Origin of the sequence: Micromonospora sp. WMMC415, from assembly GCF_009707425.1 — a bacterium.
Classification (GTDB): Bacteria; Actinomycetota; Actinomycetes; order Mycobacteriales; family Micromonosporaceae; genus Micromonospora.
The window spans coordinates 4,319,795-4,336,946 of record NZ_CP046104.1 but is presented as its reverse complement, the minus strand read 5'-3'; the positions used below and the strand labels follow the sequence as shown (position 1 = coordinate 4,336,946).

Sequence of the window (17,152 nt, the reverse complement as noted above, 5' to 3'; positions counted from 1 at the left end):
CGACGCGACAGCGCCGGCCCCCTCCTCGTGCGGTCGGTTACTTCTCCGTGGTGTCGTCGGGGTGGCCGCCGGGGCGGCGCCACCGTTCGTTCTCCTGCGGTGCGCGCCGCGCGCCCAGGATGGGCTCCTCCGCCTCTTCGGTCTCCTCGAAGCTGGGCCGGCGCACCTCCTCCGGCTCGGGGACCTCGATCGGCCGGGCGCCGGACTGCGGGGCCGGGTGATGCGCCATCGCCTCGCGCGGACCGGCCACCGCACCGTCGGCGCTCGGCGATTCGGGCACGTGCCTCTCCATGTGCAACTCCTCACGGAACTCCTGGGGTGGCCGGGTGGCGCGCTGCGGCAGGTCGCGGCCGAGGTCGGCGACGAGCTGGCCGTACTTGGCGTCGAACGCGGGCCGCTCGGAGCGGATCCGGGGCATCCGGTCGAAGTTGCGCAGCGGCGGCGGGCAGGTGGTCGCCCATTCGAGGGAGTTGCCGAAGCCCCAGGGGTCGTCCACGTTGACCATCGCCCCGTACCGCCAGGACTTCCACGCGTTCCAGATGAAGAACAAAGTGGAGGCTCCGAGGAGGAAGGAGAAGATCGTGGAGATCGTGTTGAGGGTGGTGAACCCGTCGCTCTCCAGGTAATCGACGTACCGGCGGGGCATCCCCTCACCGCCCAGCCAGTGGTGCACCAGGAAGGTGCCGTGGAAGCCGATGAACATGGTCCAGAAGTGCGCCTTGCCCAGCCGCTCGTCCAACAGCCGGCCGGTCATCTTCGGCCACCAGAAGTAGAAGCCGCCGAATAGCGCGAACACCACCGTGCCGAACATGACGTAGTGGAAGTGCGCGACGGCAAAGTACGTGTCGGTGGCGTGGAAGTCGACCGGCGGGCTGGCCAGCAGCACCCCGGTCAGTCCGCCCAGCAGGAACGTCACCAGGAATCCGATGGCGAACAGCATCGGTGTCTCGAAGGTGATCTGCCCCTTCCACATCGTCCCGATCCAGTTGAAGAACTTGACCCCGGTCGGCACGGCGATCAGGTAGCTCAGGATGCTGAAGAACGGCAGCAGCACCTGGCCGGTGCCGTACATGTGGTGCGCCCAGACCGCCATGGACAGGATGGTGATCGCGATGGTGGCGAGCACCAGACCCGTGTAGCCGAAGATCGGCTTCCGGGCGAAGACCGGGATGATCTCGGTGATGATCCCGAAGAACGGCACTGCGATGATGTAGACCTCGGGGTGCCCCCAGAACCAGAACAGGTGCTGCCACAGCATGGGCCCGCCCGTGGTCGGGTCGTAGACGTGGCTGTTCAGGATCCGGTCGGACGCCAGTGCCAGCAGCGCTGCGGCCAGCAGCGGAAACACCAGGATCACCAGCAGGCTGACGAAGAGCATGTTCCAGGTGAAGATCGGCATCCGGAACATGGTCATGCCCGGCGCCCGCAGGGTCAGGATCGTGGCGATCAGGTTCACCGCACCGAGGATGGTCCCCAGTCCGGAGAGCACCAGGCCGATCACCCACATGTTGGCACCGACACCGGGGGAGTGCTCCACGCTGCTCAGCGGGTTGTACGCGAACCAGCCGAAGTCCGCCGAACCGCCCGGGGTGAGGAATCCGCCGATCACCATCAGGCCGCCGAAGAGGTAGAGCCAGTAGGCGAGAGCGTTCAGCCGGGGAAACGAGACGTCGGGCGCCCCGATCTGGATCGGCACGATGTAGTTGGCGAACCCGAACGCGGCCGGGGTGGCGAACAGCAGCAGCATGATCGTGCCGTGCGAGGTGAAGAGCTGGTTGTACTGCTCCGGGGACAGGAACTGCAGGCCGGGCCGGGCCAGTTCGGCGCGCATCAGCATCGCCTGGAGGCCGGCGATCAGGAAGAACCCGAACGAGGAGAGCAGGTAGAGCAGACCGATCTGCTTGTGGTCGGTGGTGCGCAGCCACCGGGTCAGCCTGCTGCCGGGCAGCGCCGGCCGCAGCTGGCCCGGGTAGCCGCCGAAGCGCGCCGGCGCCAGGATCGCCGGACCCCGGTCGCGTGGTTCCGTGGTGACCCGCTTGGGCATTGGAAGCATCACCCCGCCGTGACGACAGTTGGACCGGGCGCGCCTACCCGCGCCTCTGCCCATGAAACCAGGCGAGAGCGACCATTAAGGCTATAGCGGTAATTTGGGGTTAATTGGCGGCCACGGTCGCCCAGACGGCCTTGCCCGCACCGGCCGGCACGCAGCCCCAGCGCTCGGCCAGCTCCCGGACCAGCAGCAGGCCCCGCCCGCCCTCGGCCCGGAGGTCCGGCCGCCCGGCACGGGCCGGGCTACGGCTGCCGTCCTGCACCGCCACGTGCAGGTACGGGCGGCGCAGGGTCAGCGTCACCTGCATCGGGGTGTGCGCGTGCCGGACCACGTTGCCGACCAGCTCACTGAGCACCAGCGACGCCGGCCCGGCCGCCCCCGGCACGTTCCACCGGGCGCACGCGTCCCCGACCAGCTCGCGGGCCAGTCGGCAGGCCTCCGCCACCGGCTCCAGCCGGGTGCGCAGCCGGGGCGCCACGGCCCGCCGGGCCTCGTGGGTCGCCTCGGCGCAGTCCTGCCGTACCGGCAGCACCCGGGCCAGGGTCGACTCGGCCAGCCACCTCGCCGCCTCCGGCGGCGGGGCGCACACCACCATCGGGACCGCCGGCCAGTCGGCCGCCCGGCGCGCGGTGGTGGCGAAGACCGACAGGGCCAGCCGGTCGCGGACGGTGACACCGGCCAGGTCGACCACCAGCGCGTCGGGCTGTGTGGACAGGCACCGGTCCAGCACCGTACGCACCGCGCGCATGCTGCCCAGATCGAGACCGCCGTACAGCCGCACGACCGTCACCGGCGCCCAGTCGCGCACCTCACAGGTGATCCGGCTCGGCATGCGGCCCTCGCCTCCCGTCCGTCGGAACCTGCGAACTACCCGCGCCTGAGCAGGGCGAAACCGGACCGAGACCGGGGTCACCGGGCGCGTCGTTCACCGGCGGGCGCGGCGCGGGGCCAACGTGCCCAGCGCGACCATCCCGGCGCCGAGAACCAGGTGCAGCCAGTCGTCGGCGTTGTTCACCGGCAGGAAGTTCGCCGCGCTGCCGTGGTCCACCGCCAGGCCGTACAGCCACAGCACCAGGTAGATCGCCCCGCCGCCGACCAGGTACATCCGGGCGGTCGGGACCGACCGGGCCAGGACCAGCCCGGCCACACCGAACAGCAGGTGGACGAGGTTGTGCAGGACGGACACCTCGAAGACGCCGAGCAGCCGGGCCCCCGACTGGTGGCCCGCGATCCGGAGGTCGGCGAAGTTCTCGGTGACCCCGGGCACGAAGCCGAGCAGACCGCTGACCAGGAAGACCACGGCGATGGCGAAGGCGGCCCGGCGCACCGGCGGCTGGCCCTCGGCCGGGTTCCGCCGAGCGCGCGCGTGGGCGGGCGGGACCGTCACCGGTGGGCGGTACCCGTCACACCGGGGCCGAAACGCGCCCGGCCGCCCCCTGCGGTGGGGACGGCCGGGCGCGGCGCGTCAGGCGGGTTGCAGCCGGGGCGCGGTGGCGAGCTGGCGGACCTGCTCGTACAGGGCCACGTACCGCTGCGCCATCGTCGCCGGCGTGAACCGGGCGGCGGCCTCCCGGCGGCACTCACCCTCGTCGATCAGGCTCGCCGCGAGGAGCAGGTCGCCGAGTTCCTCCTCGTCGGTGGTGAGCAGCCCGGTACGGCCGTGGTCGATCAGCTCGGGCAGGCAGCCGCGGGCGGTGGACACCACCGGCGTGCCCAGGGCGAGGGACTCCACCACCGCCGTACCCCCCGGCTCCTCCCACCGCAGCGGGAAGAGCGCAACGCGGGCGCCGGCCAGCAGGTCGTCGCGTTCCCGCCCGGCCACCGTGCCGACCCAGCGGACCAGGTCGCCGTCGACGTGCGGGGCCACCTGCTCGAGGAAGAACCGCACGTCCGGGTTCTGCCGGGCCTCCTCGCCGGCCGCGGCCAGGTCCTCCGGCCGGTGATACGGCCCGACCGGGCCGGCGAGCACCAGCGGGACCCCCACCCGCTGCGCCACCCGGGCGCCCAGGTCCTGCCCCTTGCCGGGGTTGATCCGGCCCAGGACGACCGCGTAGTCGCCCTTCGGCGCGGCGGGCCGGCGGTCCGCGTCCACCGCGAGCGGCGTGGACAGGTGCACGTGCCCGACCGAGTGCTCCCGCAGCGCGCGCGGCGCCCGGGCCAGCTGCGAGGCGGACACGCCGTTGACCCGGACCCGGTCCCCGCCGTCGACGTTGCCGTACAGCTCGGGGTGCTTGGCCAGGTCCCAGTGGAGGGTGTGCAGCGCCGGTGGGGCGTCCGGCCCCATCGCGGTGAGCGTGGCCAGCCCGACCGCCTCCACGTGGTCGTGCACCAGATCGATGTCGTCGCGGGCGTGCAGCTCCCGCACCACGCCGTTCAGGTGCGCCTGGGAGATCCCGCAGACCTGGTTGTACGGGCGTTGCAGTGCGTGGAACTGCCCGTCGGGGAAGACGGAGAGCATCTCGTCGACCGGGAGGGTGCTGGTGCCGACCGAGGCGAGCACGACGTGGACGCCGAGCCGCCGCAGCTCCGGCACCAGGGTCGCGATGACGTTCTCGATGCCGCCGTAGCCGGGCGGGGGCACGGACAGCCAGGGGCCGGCGTTCATCAGGACGGTGAGGCTCATGCGCGGTCCCTCCCCTCGGCGGGGGTGTACGGGCCCCGCGCTCCACCACCGACCGGGCGGTGCGCCCGGCTCGTCACGCCGCCGCCATCCGGCGCCGGGGGACCCGGTGCCGCAACTCGGCCAGGGGGGGACGTTCCTCGATGGACACGTCCGTGACGACGATCTCCCGGTCCAGGTTCGGAAGGGCCTCCGACCCGCCGCGCCGGAACTGGGTGAGCAACTCCACGGGGAACGCCCCCGGCGCCGCCCACCCCCGGCGCTGGAGCCGGGACCAGGCGGTGAGCAGGATCTGCGCGGACATCCGGCCCAGGGCCGCGGTGTCCTGGTGCCGGTGCTTGCGTTCACCGAGATCGACCTGGGCGAGCGCGTCCAGGCCCACCAGGTCGAGCAGGTCGATGAGCATCGCCGTCTCGACCCCGTACCCGGAGACGAACGGCACCCGCTCCAGCACGTCCCGGCGACCGGCGTACTCACCGGCCAGCGGCTGTACGAAGCCGGCCAGCTCCGGCCAGAACAGGTTCAGCAGGGGGCGGGCCATCAGCTCGGTGACCCGGCCCCCGCCGTCGGCCTCCACACCGGTCTTTCCGACCAGGGGGCGGTGGTAGAAGCCCTTGACGAAGTCGACGGACGGGTCGGTGAGCAGCGGGCCGATCAGCCCGGTCACGAAGTGCGGACGGAACTCCCGCAGGTCGGCGTCGACGAACGCGACCACGTCGCCCTCGGCGGCCGCCAGCCCGGCCCAGAGCGCGTCGCCCTTGCCGGTGAGTCGCGGCAGGCCGCGGGTCATCGCGTCCTGGCTGACGACCTCGGCGCCGGCGGCCCGGGCGACCTGGGCCGTCCGGTCGGTGGACCGGGAGTCGACCACGATGAGCTCGTCGACCAGGGCCACCCGGTCCACGAGGTGCTCTCGGATCGTCGACACGATGGCACCGACCGTGGCCTCTTCGTTGCGGGCGGGCAGCACCACGCTGACCCGGGTGTCTCCCTTGGCGCGCAGCAGGCGCCGCGCCGGCCAGTCGGCGGCCGACGTCGTCCGGTAGGTGGCCCAGGCCTCCACCACCGGTGAGACGATCGTTTCCGAATTCCGCACAGGCACCCCCTGATCGTGGCGGAAAAACCGGTACTGGTTTTCCCACTACCTCCCTCGTGCTAACCGGATCATGCCTAACAGGATGATCACGCAAGTGCTGACGACGCGTTCCCGGGGGATGAACGTTTGATTGCGCCCACCCGGGGGGAGAGCTGGCGCGGGACACTGAAACGTCGTGGAGAGGCGTGATGAGATGCGCACGTGCCGGGTGGGACTGATCGGTGCCGGCGGGGTGGCACAGCGCCACGCCCGCGTGTTGAGCGGGTTCGACGACGCCGAGCTGCTCGGGGTGACCGACGTGGTGCCGTCCGCGGCCGCCGCCCTGGCCGGCACGTACGGCGTCCCGACCTTCACCGGCGTCGCCGACCTGCTGGCCGCCGGCCCGGACGCGGTGTACGTCTGCGTCCCGCCGTTCGCCCACGGGCCGGCGGAGGAGGCGGTGATCGCCGCCGGCGTGCCGATGTTCGTGGAGAAGCCGGTGGCGGTGGATCTCGGCACCGCCGAGCGGATCGCCGCCCTCGTCGCCGAGCGGGGCCTGCTCACCGGCGTCGGGCACCACTGGCGGTACCTGCCGGTCGTCGAGCAGGCCCGGGAGCTGCTCGCCGACCGTCCGGTGCGGATGGTCGCCGGGTCCTGGCTGGACAAGGTGCCCCCGGTGGCCTGGTGGTCGCGGCGCGACCACTCCGGCGGGCCGGTGGTCGAGCAGGCCGCGCACGTGCTGGACCTGGTCCGCGTCCTGGTCGGCGAGGTCACCGAGGTGACCGCGTACGGGAACGGCACGCCGCCGCCGGTCGACGGCGCCGACATCGACTCGGTGACCACCGCCGCGCTGCGCTTCGCCTGCGGCGCCGTCGGCACCCTCACCGCCGCCTGTGTGCTCGGCTGGAAGCACCGGGCCGGCCTGGAGATCCTCGCCGACGGGCTCGCCCTGGCGCTGACCGAGGACGGCCTGGTGGTCCGCGACGCCGACGGCGAGCGGGTGTTCGCCGCCGACCCGGACGCCGCCCGGGTGGCCGTGGACCGCGCGTTCGTGGACGCCGTCCGTGGCGTCGGCGACGACGTGCGCGTCCCGTACGCGGAGGCGCTCGGCACCCAGCGGCTCGCGGTCGCGGTGGCCGACTCCGCCCGCGCCGGCCGGACGGTGCGGCTGACCGCCCCGGATACCACGCCGACCCTGGTGGCCGGGGTGAGCGTCGATGCGTGACCGGATCGTGGCCGTCACCGCCCCCGGGCGGGTGGAGCTGGTCGAGCAGGACGCCGCCCCCCTGTCGGAGGGCACCTTCCGCGTGGAGACCCTCTACAGCGGCGTCTCCGCCGGCACGGAACTGAGCTTCGTCAAGGCCACCAACCCCTACCTGAACGTGACCTGGAACGCCGACCTCGGCCTGTTCGAGCCCGGTGCGGCGAGCACCCCGTACCCGGTGACCCGGCTCGGCTACATGCAGGTCGGGCGGGTGGTGGAGAGCGCCACCCCGGCCGTCGCCGTCGGCACCGTGGGCGCCATGACGTACGGCCACCGCACCGGCTACGTCGCCGACCCGGTCAAGGAGCGGTTCGTCCCGCTGCCCGACGACCTCGACCCGCTGCTCGGCGTGTACGTCGCCCACATGGGGCCGATCTGCGCCAACGGCATCCTGCACGCCGCCGCCGACGTGCACGGCACCGACGTGCGCTCGCTGGACGACGGGGTGCGCGGCCGGCGCGTCGCGGTGGTGGGCAGCGGCGTGGTGGCGCTGCTCACGGCGCTGTTCGCCAAGCGGCACGGCGCCGCTTCGGTGGTCGTGCTCGACCCGACGCCGCAGCGCCGGGCGGTCGCCGAGGCGCTGGGCCTGGAGACGCTCGACCCCGAGGCGGACGACCCGGCGGTGGTGCTGAAGACCCGGTGGGCGCACACCGCCGGGGACCGGGGCGCCGACGTGGTCTTCCAGTGCCGCGGCCAGGCCTGGGCGATGCAGCTCGCACTGCGCCTGCTCCGCCCGCAGGGCACCGTCATCGACCTGGCCTTCTACCAGGCCGGGGCGGACGCGGTCCGGTTCGGCGAGGAGTTCCACCACAACGGGCTGTCCCTGCGCTGCGCCCAGATCGGCCGGGTGCCCCGGGGGCTCGCCCCCACCTGGGACCGGGAGCGGCTGAGCGCGGAGACGATCGACCTGCTCCGCGCGTACGGCGAGGAGATCCGCAAGCACCTGGTCTCGGCGGTGGTGCCGTTCGACGAGGCGCCGGCGCTGCTGACCGATCTGGCCGACCGCCGCCGCCAGGAACTCCAGGTCGTCTTCACCTGCTGACCGACCCGACCCGCTCCGCTCCGCGATCGTGCACCCTCGGTCGCCGGTTCGGGCGCCGGGCGGCACGTGCCGGGGCGGTAACGGCACGATCGCGGAGATTCGGGGATCGGCGGCGACACCCGGGCGGGCGGGGACCCAAGAGATCGGTCCGGTCGCGTACCGTTGCCGCTCATGGGTGTGTCGCAACGGTTGAAGAGCAGGTTCCGCCGGTTCCTCCAGCGGCCCGGCACGACGGTGGAACTGGGGCCGCTGGAGAAGCTGCTGCCGGCCATCGAGGCGCGCGAGGAGGAGCTGCGGGCGCTCGACGACGCCGCGCTGACCGAGGCCGCCGGCAAGGCCGAGGGCTACGAGGAGATCTGCGCGGTCGGCCGGGAGGCCGCCCGCCGCGGGCTCGACCAGCGGCCGTACGACGTGCAGCTGCTCGGCGCGATGGCGCTGTTGTCCGGCAAGGTCGCCGAGATGGCGACCGGTGAGGGCAAGACCCTGACCGCCACGATCGCCGCGTACGGGCACGTCCGGGTGGGCAACGGACCGGTGCACGTGCTCACCGTCAACGACTACCTGGCCCGCCGCGACGCCCAGTGGATGGAGCCGGTCTACACCCTGCTCGGCCTCACCGTCGGCTGGGTCAACGAGGCCTCCACGCCGCAGGAGCGGCGCGACGCCTACGCCTGCGACGTCACCTACGTCTCGGTGAGCGAGGCCGGCTTCGACTACCTGCGCGACCAGCTGGTCACCGACATCGACGACCGGGTGCAGCCGCCGCTGCGCACCGCGATCGTCGACGAGGCCGACTCGATCCTCATCGACGAGGCCCGGGTGCCGATGGTCCTCGCCGGTGCCGTCGCCGGCGAGCAGGACCCGGCGCACACCGCCGCCGCGCTCGTGCGCGGCCTGCGCAAGGGCAAGCACTACACCGTCGCGGAGGACGGCCGCAGTGTCGCCTTCACCGCCGCCGGCCTCGCCGCCGTGGAGGCCAAGCTCGGCATCGACCTGTACCACGAGGAGAACGTCGCCCAGCTCTCGGCGGTCAACGTGGCGCTGCACGCCCACGCCCTGCTGCACCGCGACGTGGACTACATCGTCCGCGAGGGCACGGTCGAGCTGATCGACGAGATGCGCGGCCGGGTCGCCCAGCGGCGCCGCTGGCCCGACGGTCTCCAGGCGGCCGTGGAGGCCAAGGAGGGCCTGGACGCCACCGCCGAGGGGGAGGTGCTCGGCACGATCGCCGTCCAGGCGTACATCGGGCTCTACCCGACCGTCTGCGGGATGACCGCCACCGCCGTGCTGGTCGGTGACCAGCTCCGGGAGTTCTTCGGCCTGGAGGTGGCGGTGATCCCGCCGAACACCCCGTGCATCCGCGAGGACGAGTCGGACCGGATCTACGCGACCCGCGCCGAGAAGGAGGAGGCGCTGATCGACGAGATCCGGCGCAACCACGAGCGCGGGCGGCCGGTGCTGGTCGGCACCCTCGACGTCAAGGAGTCCGAGGGGCTGGCCGCCGGCCTGAACGCGGCCGGCGTGCCGTGTGTGGTCCTCAACGCCAAGAACGACGACGAGGAGGCGGCGATCATCGCCGAGGCCGGCGCGTACGGCGCGGTGACCGTCTCCACGCAGATGGCCGGCCGGGGTGTCGACATCCGCCTCGGCGGCAGCGACCAGGCCGACCGGGACCGGGTCGCCGAGCTGGGTGGCCTGTACGTGATGGGCAGCGGCCGGCACGACAGCCGCCGGGTCGACGACCAGCTGCGCGGGCGGGCCGGCCGGCAGGGCGACCCGGGTGGCTCCGTCTTCTTCGTCAGCCTGGAGGACGACCTCGTCGTCCGGCACGCCGGGGACACCGTGCCGGCGTCGCCCCGGATGAACGCCGACGGCCTGGTCACCGACCCGCAGGTCGACTACGCCGTCGAGCACGCCCAGCGGGTCGCCGAGGGCGTCAACCACGAGATCCACCGCAACACGTGGCGCTACAGCGTGGTGGTCGAGCAGCAGCGCAAGGCCCTCGCCGAGCGCCGTGAGCGGCTGCTGACCACCGACGTCGCGGCACTGATGCTGCTGGACAAGGTGCCCGACAAGGCCGGCGAGATGGACGAGGACCTGCTCGCCCGGGTCGCCCGGTCGATCGCCCTCTTCCATCTCGACCGGCTCTGGGCGGAGCACCTCGCCGAGCTGTCCGAGGTCCGCGAGGGGGTGCACCTGCGGGCCCTGGGCCGGCTGGACCCGCTCGACGAGTTCCACCGCGCCGCCGTGCCCGCGTTCAACGACCTGGTGCCGGAGATCGAGCGGCGCACCATCGAGACCTTCACCGAGACCGAGTTCGACGAGACCTGGGTGCCCGACGAGGCCAAGCTGGTCCGGCCGAGCGCCACCTGGACGTACCTGGTCCACGACAACCCGTTCGGCTCGGAGCTGGACCGGCTCATCGCCTCCGTGGGCCGCCGGCTCAGCTCCGCCTCCCGGTAGTCGCGCCCCGGGGTGCTCTTCCGGTGACGAGGGACACCGGAAGAGCACCCTTTTGCGCCGTTTCGACACCTGGCACCGGGGTAGTAGCCCGGGTCCGGAGAGTCGGGAGAGATCAGGACCATGGAACAGGGAACGGCCCCGGTGGGGCGCGCGATGTCGCGCGCCGTCGCGACGGGGGCGGAAGACCGGTGAACCTCGAGATGCGGGAGCCGGTCGCGGAGACGCTCGGCGTACTGGAGACCGCCGCCCTGCTGCGGGAGCTGACCGCCGGACTGATCGGCGTCGACGACTTCGACGAGGCGCTGGACGTGCTGGTTCGGATCGCTTGCGACGCGGTCGCGGGAGTCAGCTGGTGCGGGTTCACCGCCCTGCGCGCCGGGGAACCGGCCGGCGTGGCGGCGTCCGACGCCCGGCTCGCCGGTCTGGACGACCTGCGCCACGGCCCGGACTCGCCGGCCATGGAGGCGATCCGGCGGCGGGAGATGGTGGTCTCCGAACACCTGGGCCGCGAGTCGCGCTGGCCGGACTGGACGGCGCGGGCCCGTGAGCTCGGCGTGCGGGGGGTGATCTCGGCCCAGGTCGACGTGGACGAGCAGGTGATCGGCTCGCTCAACCTCTACGCCGGCGCCACCGACGCGCTCACCCCCCGGCACCAGCTCATCGCCATGCTGATCGCCGAGCACGCGGGGCTGCTGCTCGCCGCCGTACGCGACCGGGCCCGCTCGGCCGCCGAGGCCGGCCAGTTGGACGCCACCGTGCTCGGCGACGGGGTCGTCGGCCAGGCGATCGGCGTGATCATGACCCAGCGGGGCTGCCGGGCCGAGGAGGCCCTGGAGGTGTTGCGCAGCGCCGCCACCTCGCTCGCCATCCCGCTGCGCGAGGTCGCCGAGCGGCTGGTGAGCACGGTCTCCCGCCCCCGGGAGAGCTGACCGCGTCGTTTCGTCCCGGGTGCGCCCGGGTAGCACCCTTGACTGGTGACGTGACGCGACCTGGGGAGAAGCGATGCAGAGCCGGCTGCGGGTGCAGGGGCACCCGATCCAACCGATGCTGGTGACGTTCCCGTTCGGGCTCTTCGTGAGCGCGACGGTGTTCGACCTGACCGACGTGATCGGGGGGCCGGCGTTCCTCGGTGAGGTGGGGTACTGGACGGCCGTGGCGGCGCTCGTCGCCGCCGCGCTGGCCACCGTCGCCGGCATGATCGACCTGTGGGACGTCCCGGGCGGGGGCACGCGCCGGACGGCCGCGACGTTCAACCTGGTCAACGCGGCGATGGCCGGCCTGTTCCTGATCGCCTGCCTGATCCGGGCGGACGCGCCGCAGCGGGGTGCCAGCGTCGTGCTGCTCCTCACCGAGCTGGTCGCCCTCGCCGTGGGCGGCTACGGCGTCGCCCTGGGGGCCCGCCTGATGCGCCAGTTCGAGGCCGGCCGTGCCGAGGCCACCACCCTCGACGCCCTGGGCGGCGTCGCGGGCTCCACCGTGGAGATCGTCCGCCCGCGCCCCTGAATCTCCGTTGCCGCGTCGGGGTCGGGCCGGGCAGGCTGCCCGGGTGGCAACGGACGAACGCTTCGACGACCTGGTCGCGGAGGGGGCGACGGCCCCGGTGGGCGGCTGGGCGTTCGACTGGCTCGCCGGACGGGCGACCGAGGAACGGCCGCCCTGGGGGTACGCGCGCCTGGTCGCCGCCCGGATGGCGGTCGCGGACGCGGCGCTGGACGTGGACACCGGCGGCGGAGAGGTGCTGGCGGAGGTGCCGTCACCGCCCCGCCTGCTGGTCGCCACCGAGGGGTGGCCGCCGAACGTGCCGGTTGCGGCCCGGACGCTGCGCCGGGTCGGCGCCACGGTGGTGGCGGTGGCGCCGGACGCGCCGCTGCCGTTCGGGGACGCGTCCTTCGACCTGGTGGTGAGCCGGCATCCGGTCCGCACCGACTGGCGGGAGACCGCCCGGGTGCTGCGGCCGGGTGGGACGTTCCTGTCCCAGCAGATCGGCCCGGGCACCGTACGCGAGCTGAGCGAGGCGATCCTCGGCCCGCTGCCCCCTCCGGCCGACCGCCACCCGAAGCAGACGGTGGCCGCCGCGACGGCCGCCGGCCTGACCGTGGTGGACCTGCGGGAGGCCACCCTGCGCACGGTGTTCCACGACGTCGCCGCGGTGGTCTGGTTCCTGCGCAAGGTGGTCTGGACCGTGCCCGGGTTCGACGTCGCACGGCACCGGCCCGCGCTGGCCCGGCTGCACCGGCGGATCGAGGCCGAGGGTCCGTTCGTGGCCCACGCCCGCCGCTTCCTCATCGAGGCGACCAGGCCGGCCTGACGGGAGTCAGTGGGCCGCGTCGTGGTGGGCGGCCAGGACGTCCTCGCCGAAGTCGCTCGCCGGGCGGCGGAGCACGGTGTGGGCGTGGTTGCCGTCGTCGGTGGTGTTGTCGTACTCGATCAGCAGGTCGTCGCCCTGCACCCGGTAGTAGTGGCGCTGCCCCGGACGGGTCGGCCCCGCCCACGCGAAGTGCAGCGGTGAGCCGGTGAGGCGGCGCGCCTCCCGGATCGCCAGCTCCGGCGGGAGCCGGTCGAGGTAGAGGGCGACGAGCTGGTCGAGCAGGGCCCGGCCGGTGGGACCGAGCCGGTCGGCCGGCACGCCGAGCGGCTCGACCGGGGCGTCGACCCGGGGCCGGGTGGCGCTGACGATGTCGGCGGGCGCCTCGTCGGCGACGATCGCCGCGGCCCGGCCGGCGGGGCCGATCGCGTCCAGGAGGGCCCGGCCGAGATCCTCCTCCGGACCGAGGGGACGCGACACCGGGTGGCCGGCCCACCTGACGGCGGCCGGGTTCGCGCCGAACAAGACAGGTGCGGGGGAGACCTGGTCGTCCACCACGGTCATGCTGACCGACAGGTGGTGCCCCTCGACCCGCCACGCCCACGCGTCGTCGCGGGCCGGGTCGCCGAAGACGGCCACCCAGTAGTCGTCGCTGTGCCGCCCGCGCCGCCACCCCTCGGCCCGGTCGAGCACCTCCTCGAGCGCGATGATCGCCATCGCCTGCGCGTACGCCGGCGGGCTCAGCGCCGTCGCCAGCAGCCGGTGGGCGGCCTTGCGGGCGGTGCGGTCGAGGTCGGCGAGGCACACGCCGGGCCGGGGTCGCGGGCGGTACTCCAGCCAGCGCCGCGCGGCGACGTCGTCGAACCGGTGCGCCGCGCCGGCCCGGGCGGGCCCGTCCAGGGCGGCGAGCAGCGCCGTGCCGGCGGCGCGCATCTGCTCGGGCAGCGGATCCTCCACCGCCCCTGTATACCGGGCGGCGCGGGCGCCCGCCGGCCGACCGGGCGACCCGTCCGGCCCCGGCATGTGCCCCTGCGAAGGGTGGGATGCCGCCTCCCCGACGAGGCGCGCGTCCTCGTCGCTCACAGCTACTGAATCGTTCGGAAACCTAACCGGTCCGAGCCGTGCCTCGGCCTGTCGCGGTTGTCACACCGCCGGTACGCGGAGCGTCCAAATGGGAGCGCAACCAGGCCTCCGACCTCGGCATGAATCACGTTCGTCAACCACGCTCCGTGACCGCCTCCGGCGAATGTGAACCGGGTGGGCACCCCCCGTATCGGGTCATCTCGGCGACTCTGCTGTAATCATCAGGCCTCGTACGCAGAGCGAGCATTCGGCTCCGATGTGTTCGTCAATTGTCACATTCATGCAACGCAGCCGCCCCTTGACCCCCGCACGGGCGCCGGGAAGCATCGATGAAGCGGCGTCCCGGGCCGTGGGGATATACCCGGACCAGCCAAGGAGGACCATGTCGGTCAGCCCTGCTTCGTCGCGCGCCGGATGGCATACGTCCCAGCCGGCTGTTCCCGGTCGACCCCCGGGTGGCCAGCGCCGTCCCGCGAACACAGCCGCGCCGGTGCTCACGGTGACCCTGTCGATCCCGCTGGCCAACGAGGAGGCGCTCACACCACCGGCACGCCGGCTGCTGGAGGCCGCACGGGAGCTGCTGGAGCGGGGCGAGGGCACCATCACCGCCGCCGGTTCCAACGGCGTCGAGCGCCGGCCCGACCCGGTCCCCGCCGGCCGGTCCCCGGGCCGCCAGCTCGCCCCGACCATCCCCACCCTGCACATCCTCGCCTCGTCCCGGTCGGTGCTGCGTGACGGCGAGCCCCTGCCGCTGACCCGCCTGGAGTTCGACCTGCTGCTGCACCTGGTCGCCCACCCCCGCCGGGTCTTCACGCGGCTCCAGCTGCTCAACGCCGTCTGGGGTTACGAGCACGCCGGCGTACGCACGGTGGACGTGCACGTCCGCCGGCTGCGCGGCAAGGTCGGAGTGGACGTCCCGCTGGTCACCACCGTCTACGGCGTCGGCTACCGGCTCGCCGACGACGCCCGGGTCACCATCGACCGCAGCGGCTGAGCGACCGTCCGGCCTGCGCCGTCAGGCCCGCGCCGCCCGGCCGGCGCCGCGGGCGGCCGACCGGGCACGATGGTCGGCGTGCGTGTCCGTCCGATCTCGCCCGAGCATCTCGTCACCGAGCTGGCCGACCGGCTCGCCGGCACCACGGCCGCCGGCCGGTTGCGGGTGGCCGTCGACGGCCCGCCGGCGGCCGATCCCGACGCCCTGGCCGGTGCGCTGGTCGACCCGCTGCGCGCCCGGGGCCGTCCGGTGCTGCACGTGCGGGCGGCGGACTTCCTGCGGCCGGCCTCGGTGCGACTCGAACAGGGCCGCACCAACCCCGACGCGTACTACGAGGGCTGGGTCGACGAGGCCGGGCTGCGCCGGGAGGTGCTCGACCCGGCCGGCCCGGACGGGTCGGGGCGGGTCCTGCCCTCGCTGTGGGACGCCGACGTCGACCGCGCCAGCCGCGCCGAGTACGTCGAACTGCCCGAGCGCGGCGTCGTCCTGGTCAGCGGGTCGCTGCTGCTCGGCGGTGGCCTGCCCTTCGACGTCACCGTGCACCTGGCGCTCTCCCCGGCCGCCCTGGACCGGCGCACCGGCCCGGAGCAGCGGTGGACGCTGCCGGCGTACGCCCGCTACGCCGACGAGGTGGCCCCGGCCACGTTCGCCGACGTGGTCGTCCGGGTCGACGACCCCCGCCACCCCGCGCTGGTCGACGTGGCGGCGGGGCCGGACTGAACGGCGCCGGCGGACGCCGGGCCCGGAACGTCACGAACCGGCCCGGAGATCCGGCGAAGTCGCCGGTTTGATCCACCGGACCCCGGGGTATTCGCCCGGCTCACAGAGCACGGGTGATCCGCCCGCGCGGGCGACGACCATGCCGGGGCCGGTGGCCCCGGTGGACCGTGAGTTTCGGAGAAAGGCAGGCAGCGATGCTCGTCCACGACACGGTCGGCACGGGCCGATCCCAGGCGGAGGTCGACCAGATCCGGCAGTCCCTCCGGGCCCGCTACGACGAGCTCACGGCGGAGTACGAGCAGGCCGTGCTGGACAGCCAGGTCCTGCGCCTGGTCGAGGTGGGCGACACCGCGGGCGACGACCAGGCCGACAGCGGCACCAAGACCGCGGAGCGGGACACCGCGCAGTCGCTGCTGCGGACCATCCTGGACCGTCGGGCCCAGTACGAGCACGCCCTCACCCGGCTGGACGAGGGCACCTACGGATTCTGCGAGGGCTGCTCGGCTCCGATCCCGGTGGAGCGGCTGGAGATATTCCCGTCGGCCACGACCTGCGTGACGTGCAAGCAGACCCGGGAGCGCCGGGCGGCCTGACCTGCGGGTGTTGCCGGTCGGTCCCGGGCGCGGTGGACTGCACCCATGGGTGACATCAAGGTGGGCACCGCCTCCTGGACCGACCGTACGCTGCTGGACTCCGGCTGGTACCCGCAGACCGCGGACACCCCGGAGAAGCGCCTGGCGTACTACGCCAAGCAGTTCCCGCTCGTCGAGGTGGACGCCACCTACTACTCGCCCCCGGCCGAGCGGACCGCCCGGCTGTGGGCCGAGCGCACCCCGGCCGGTTTCACCTTCAACGTCAAGGCGTTCAGCCTGCTCACCGGCCACCCGACGAAGGTCAGCTCGCTCTACAAGGACCTGCGGCCGGAGACGGGGAAGCGGAACGTCTACCCGGACGACCTCGCGCCGCAGGCGTACGAGGAGGTCTGGACGCGCTTCCTCAGCGCCCTGGACCCGCTGGTCGAGGCGGGCAAGCTCGGCGCGCTGCTGTTCCAGTTCCCGCCCTGGTTCACCATCAAGCGGGACAACAAGCAGTACCTGCGCGAGGTGGCGGCGCGCTGCGCGCCCCTGCGCCCGGTCTTCGAGTTCCGGCACGCCTCCTGGTTCGACGGTGCCAACGCCGACGAGACCCTCGCCTTCCTGCGCGGGCACCGGCTGCCGTTCGTGTGCGTGGACATGCCGCAGGGGCACCGCTCGTCGGTGCCCCCGGTGCTCGCCGCCACCGCGGACCTCGCGGTGGTGCGCTTCCACGGGCACAGCGACAAGTGGACCAGCACCGACATCCACGAGAAGTTCGGTTACCGCTACTCCGACCGGGAGCTGCGCGACTGGGCGCCGAAGCTGCGTGAACTGGCCGGTGAGACCGAACGGACGCACGTCCTCATGAACAACTGCTACCGGGACTACGCGCAGACCAACGCCGCCACCCTCGCCCGGCTGCTCGACGCCGGATCATCCTGACCGGGTGAGCCGGCCTCACCCC

General features: G+C 73.4%; 16 protein-coding genes. 10 read left to right on the top strand and 6 right to left on the bottom strand.

Going from position 1 to position 17,152, the window contains the following annotated elements; translation table 11 throughout:
* Positions 1-37: 37 nt before the first annotated feature.
* The 5 genes from ctaD to GKC29_RS20380 form a co-directional block, all read right to left on the bottom strand.
* A complete protein-coding gene (ctaD, locus tag GKC29_RS20400) occupies positions 38-2,044 on the bottom strand; it encodes a cytochrome c oxidase subunit I (RefSeq protein ID WP_155332344.1) in 2,007 nt (668 codons plus the stop codon).
* A 109-nt stretch (positions 2,045-2,153) separates the two neighbouring features.
* Entirely contained in the window at positions 2,154-2,882 is a 729-nt protein-coding gene (locus tag GKC29_RS20395; protein WP_155332343.1) for an ATP-binding protein, read from the bottom strand.
* Between the two features lie 93 nt (positions 2,883-2,975).
* The gene (locus GKC29_RS20390; RefSeq protein ID WP_155332342.1) at positions 2,976-3,437 is read right to left on the bottom strand and encodes a DUF4383 domain-containing protein; all 462 of its coding nucleotides are present in this window, start codon (positions 3,435-3,437) and stop codon (positions 2,976-2,978) included.
* Between the two features lie 78 nt (positions 3,438-3,515).
* The gene (locus GKC29_RS20385) at positions 3,516-4,673 is read right to left on the bottom strand and encodes a glycosyltransferase (RefSeq protein WP_155332341.1); all 1,158 of its coding nucleotides are present in this window, start codon (positions 4,671-4,673) and stop codon (positions 3,516-3,518) included.
* A 73-nt stretch (positions 4,674-4,746) separates the two neighbouring features.
* A complete protein-coding gene (locus GKC29_RS20380; RefSeq protein WP_230689092.1) occupies positions 4,747-5,730 on the bottom strand; it encodes a glucosyl-3-phosphoglycerate synthase in 984 nt (327 codons plus the stop codon).
* 226 nt (positions 5,731-5,956) lie between these two features.
* Here GKC29_RS20380 and GKC29_RS20375 point away from each other — a divergent pair, with 226 nt between their 5' ends.
* From GKC29_RS20375 to GKC29_RS20350, 6 genes are all read left to right on the top strand, one after another.
* Entirely contained in the window at positions 5,957-6,967 is a 1,011-nt protein-coding gene (locus GKC29_RS20375; RefSeq protein WP_155334259.1) for a Gfo/Idh/MocA family protein, read from the top strand.
* On the top strand, positions 6,960-8,048 hold the full coding sequence (locus GKC29_RS20370) for a zinc-binding alcohol dehydrogenase (protein ID WP_155332339.1): 1,089 nt from the start codon (positions 6,960-6,962) through the stop codon (positions 8,046-8,048). The genes GKC29_RS20375 and GKC29_RS20370 overlap by 8 nt, the downstream gene beginning before the upstream one ends.
* Before the next feature lie 171 nt (positions 8,049-8,219).
* On the top strand, positions 8,220-10,511 hold the full coding sequence (gene secA2, locus GKC29_RS20365) for an accessory Sec system translocase SecA2 (RefSeq protein WP_155332338.1): 2,292 nt from the start codon (positions 8,220-8,222) through the stop codon (positions 10,509-10,511).
* Positions 10,512-10,699: 188 nt separating this feature from the next.
* Positions 10,700-11,440, top strand: a complete 741-nt coding sequence (locus tag GKC29_RS20360; RefSeq protein ID WP_155332337.1) for a GAF and ANTAR domain-containing protein — start codon at positions 10,700-10,702, stop codon at positions 11,438-11,440.
* A gap of 73 nt (positions 11,441-11,513) precedes the next feature.
* A complete protein-coding gene (locus tag GKC29_RS20355; RefSeq protein WP_155332336.1) occupies positions 11,514-12,014 on the top strand; it encodes a DUF2231 domain-containing protein in 501 nt (166 codons plus the stop codon).
* A gap of 43 nt (positions 12,015-12,057) precedes the next feature.
* Positions 12,058-12,819: a class I SAM-dependent methyltransferase gene (locus GKC29_RS20350; protein WP_155332335.1), complete on the top strand. Its 762-nt coding sequence runs from the start codon at positions 12,058-12,060 to the stop codon at positions 12,817-12,819.
* A 6-nt stretch (positions 12,820-12,825) separates the two neighbouring features.
* Here the strand turns inward: GKC29_RS20350 and GKC29_RS20345 are convergent, their stop codons facing one another.
* On the bottom strand, positions 12,826-13,773 hold the full coding sequence (locus tag GKC29_RS20345) for a DUF3500 domain-containing protein (RefSeq protein WP_155332334.1): 948 nt from the start codon (positions 13,771-13,773) through the stop codon (positions 12,826-12,828).
* A gap of 508 nt (positions 13,774-14,281) precedes the next feature.
* Here GKC29_RS20345 and GKC29_RS20340 point away from each other — a divergent pair.
* From GKC29_RS20340 to GKC29_RS20325, 4 genes are all read left to right on the top strand, one after another.
* Positions 14,282-14,893 (top strand): winged helix-turn-helix domain-containing protein, encoded by a 612-nt coding sequence (locus GKC29_RS20340; RefSeq protein ID WP_155332333.1) that lies wholly within the window; start codon positions 14,282-14,284, stop codon positions 14,891-14,893.
* Positions 14,894-14,971: 78 nt separating this feature from the next.
* Positions 14,972-15,613: a uridine kinase gene (locus tag GKC29_RS20335; RefSeq protein ID WP_155332332.1), complete on the top strand. Its 642-nt coding sequence runs from the start codon at positions 14,972-14,974 to the stop codon at positions 15,611-15,613.
* A gap of 194 nt (positions 15,614-15,807) precedes the next feature.
* Complete coding sequence (locus tag GKC29_RS20330; RefSeq protein ID WP_155332331.1) at positions 15,808-16,206, top strand: TraR/DksA C4-type zinc finger protein; 399 nt, start codon at positions 15,808-15,810, stop codon at positions 16,204-16,206.
* Positions 16,207-16,251: 45 nt separating this feature from the next.
* A complete protein-coding gene (locus tag GKC29_RS20325) occupies positions 16,252-17,130 on the top strand; it encodes a DUF72 domain-containing protein (RefSeq protein ID WP_155332330.1) in 879 nt (292 codons plus the stop codon).
* The last annotated feature ends 22 nt before the right edge of the window (positions 17,131-17,152 follow it).

What these genes read in the sequence shown, in the direction of transcription:
- GKC29_RS20340 (WP_155332333.1), top strand. Translation starts at nt 14,282, where the DNA reads ATGTCGGTCAGCCCTGCTTCGTCGCGCGCCGGATGGCATACGTCCCAG.
- GKC29_RS20330 (WP_155332331.1), top strand. Translation starts at nt 15,808, where the DNA reads ATGCTCGTCCACGACACGGTCGGCACGGGCCGATCCCAGGCGGAGGTC.
- GKC29_RS20325 (WP_155332330.1), top strand. Translation starts at nt 16,252, where the DNA reads ATGGGTGACATCAAGGTGGGCACCGCCTCCTGGACCGACCGTACGCTG.
- GKC29_RS20375 (WP_155334259.1), top strand. Translation starts at nt 5,957, where the DNA reads ATGCGCACGTGCCGGGTGGGACTGATCGGTGCCGGCGGGGTGGCACAG.
- ctaD (WP_155332344.1), bottom strand. Translation starts at nt 2,044, where the DNA reads ATGCCCAAGCGGGTCACCACGGAACCACGCGACCGGGGTCCGGCGATC.
- secA2 (WP_155332338.1), top strand. Translation starts at nt 8,220, where the DNA reads ATGGGTGTGTCGCAACGGTTGAAGAGCAGGTTCCGCCGGTTCCTCCAG.
- GKC29_RS20385 (WP_155332341.1), bottom strand. Translation starts at nt 4,673, where the DNA reads ATGAGCCTCACCGTCCTGATGAACGCCGGCCCCTGGCTGTCCGTGCCC.
- GKC29_RS20395 (WP_155332343.1), bottom strand. Translation starts at nt 2,882, where the DNA reads ATGCCGAGCCGGATCACCTGTGAGGTGCGCGACTGGGCGCCGGTGACG.
- GKC29_RS20355 (WP_155332336.1), top strand. Translation starts at nt 11,514, where the DNA reads ATGCAGAGCCGGCTGCGGGTGCAGGGGCACCCGATCCAACCGATGCTG.
- GKC29_RS20370 (WP_155332339.1), top strand. Translation starts at nt 6,960, where the DNA reads ATGCGTGACCGGATCGTGGCCGTCACCGCCCCCGGGCGGGTGGAGCTG.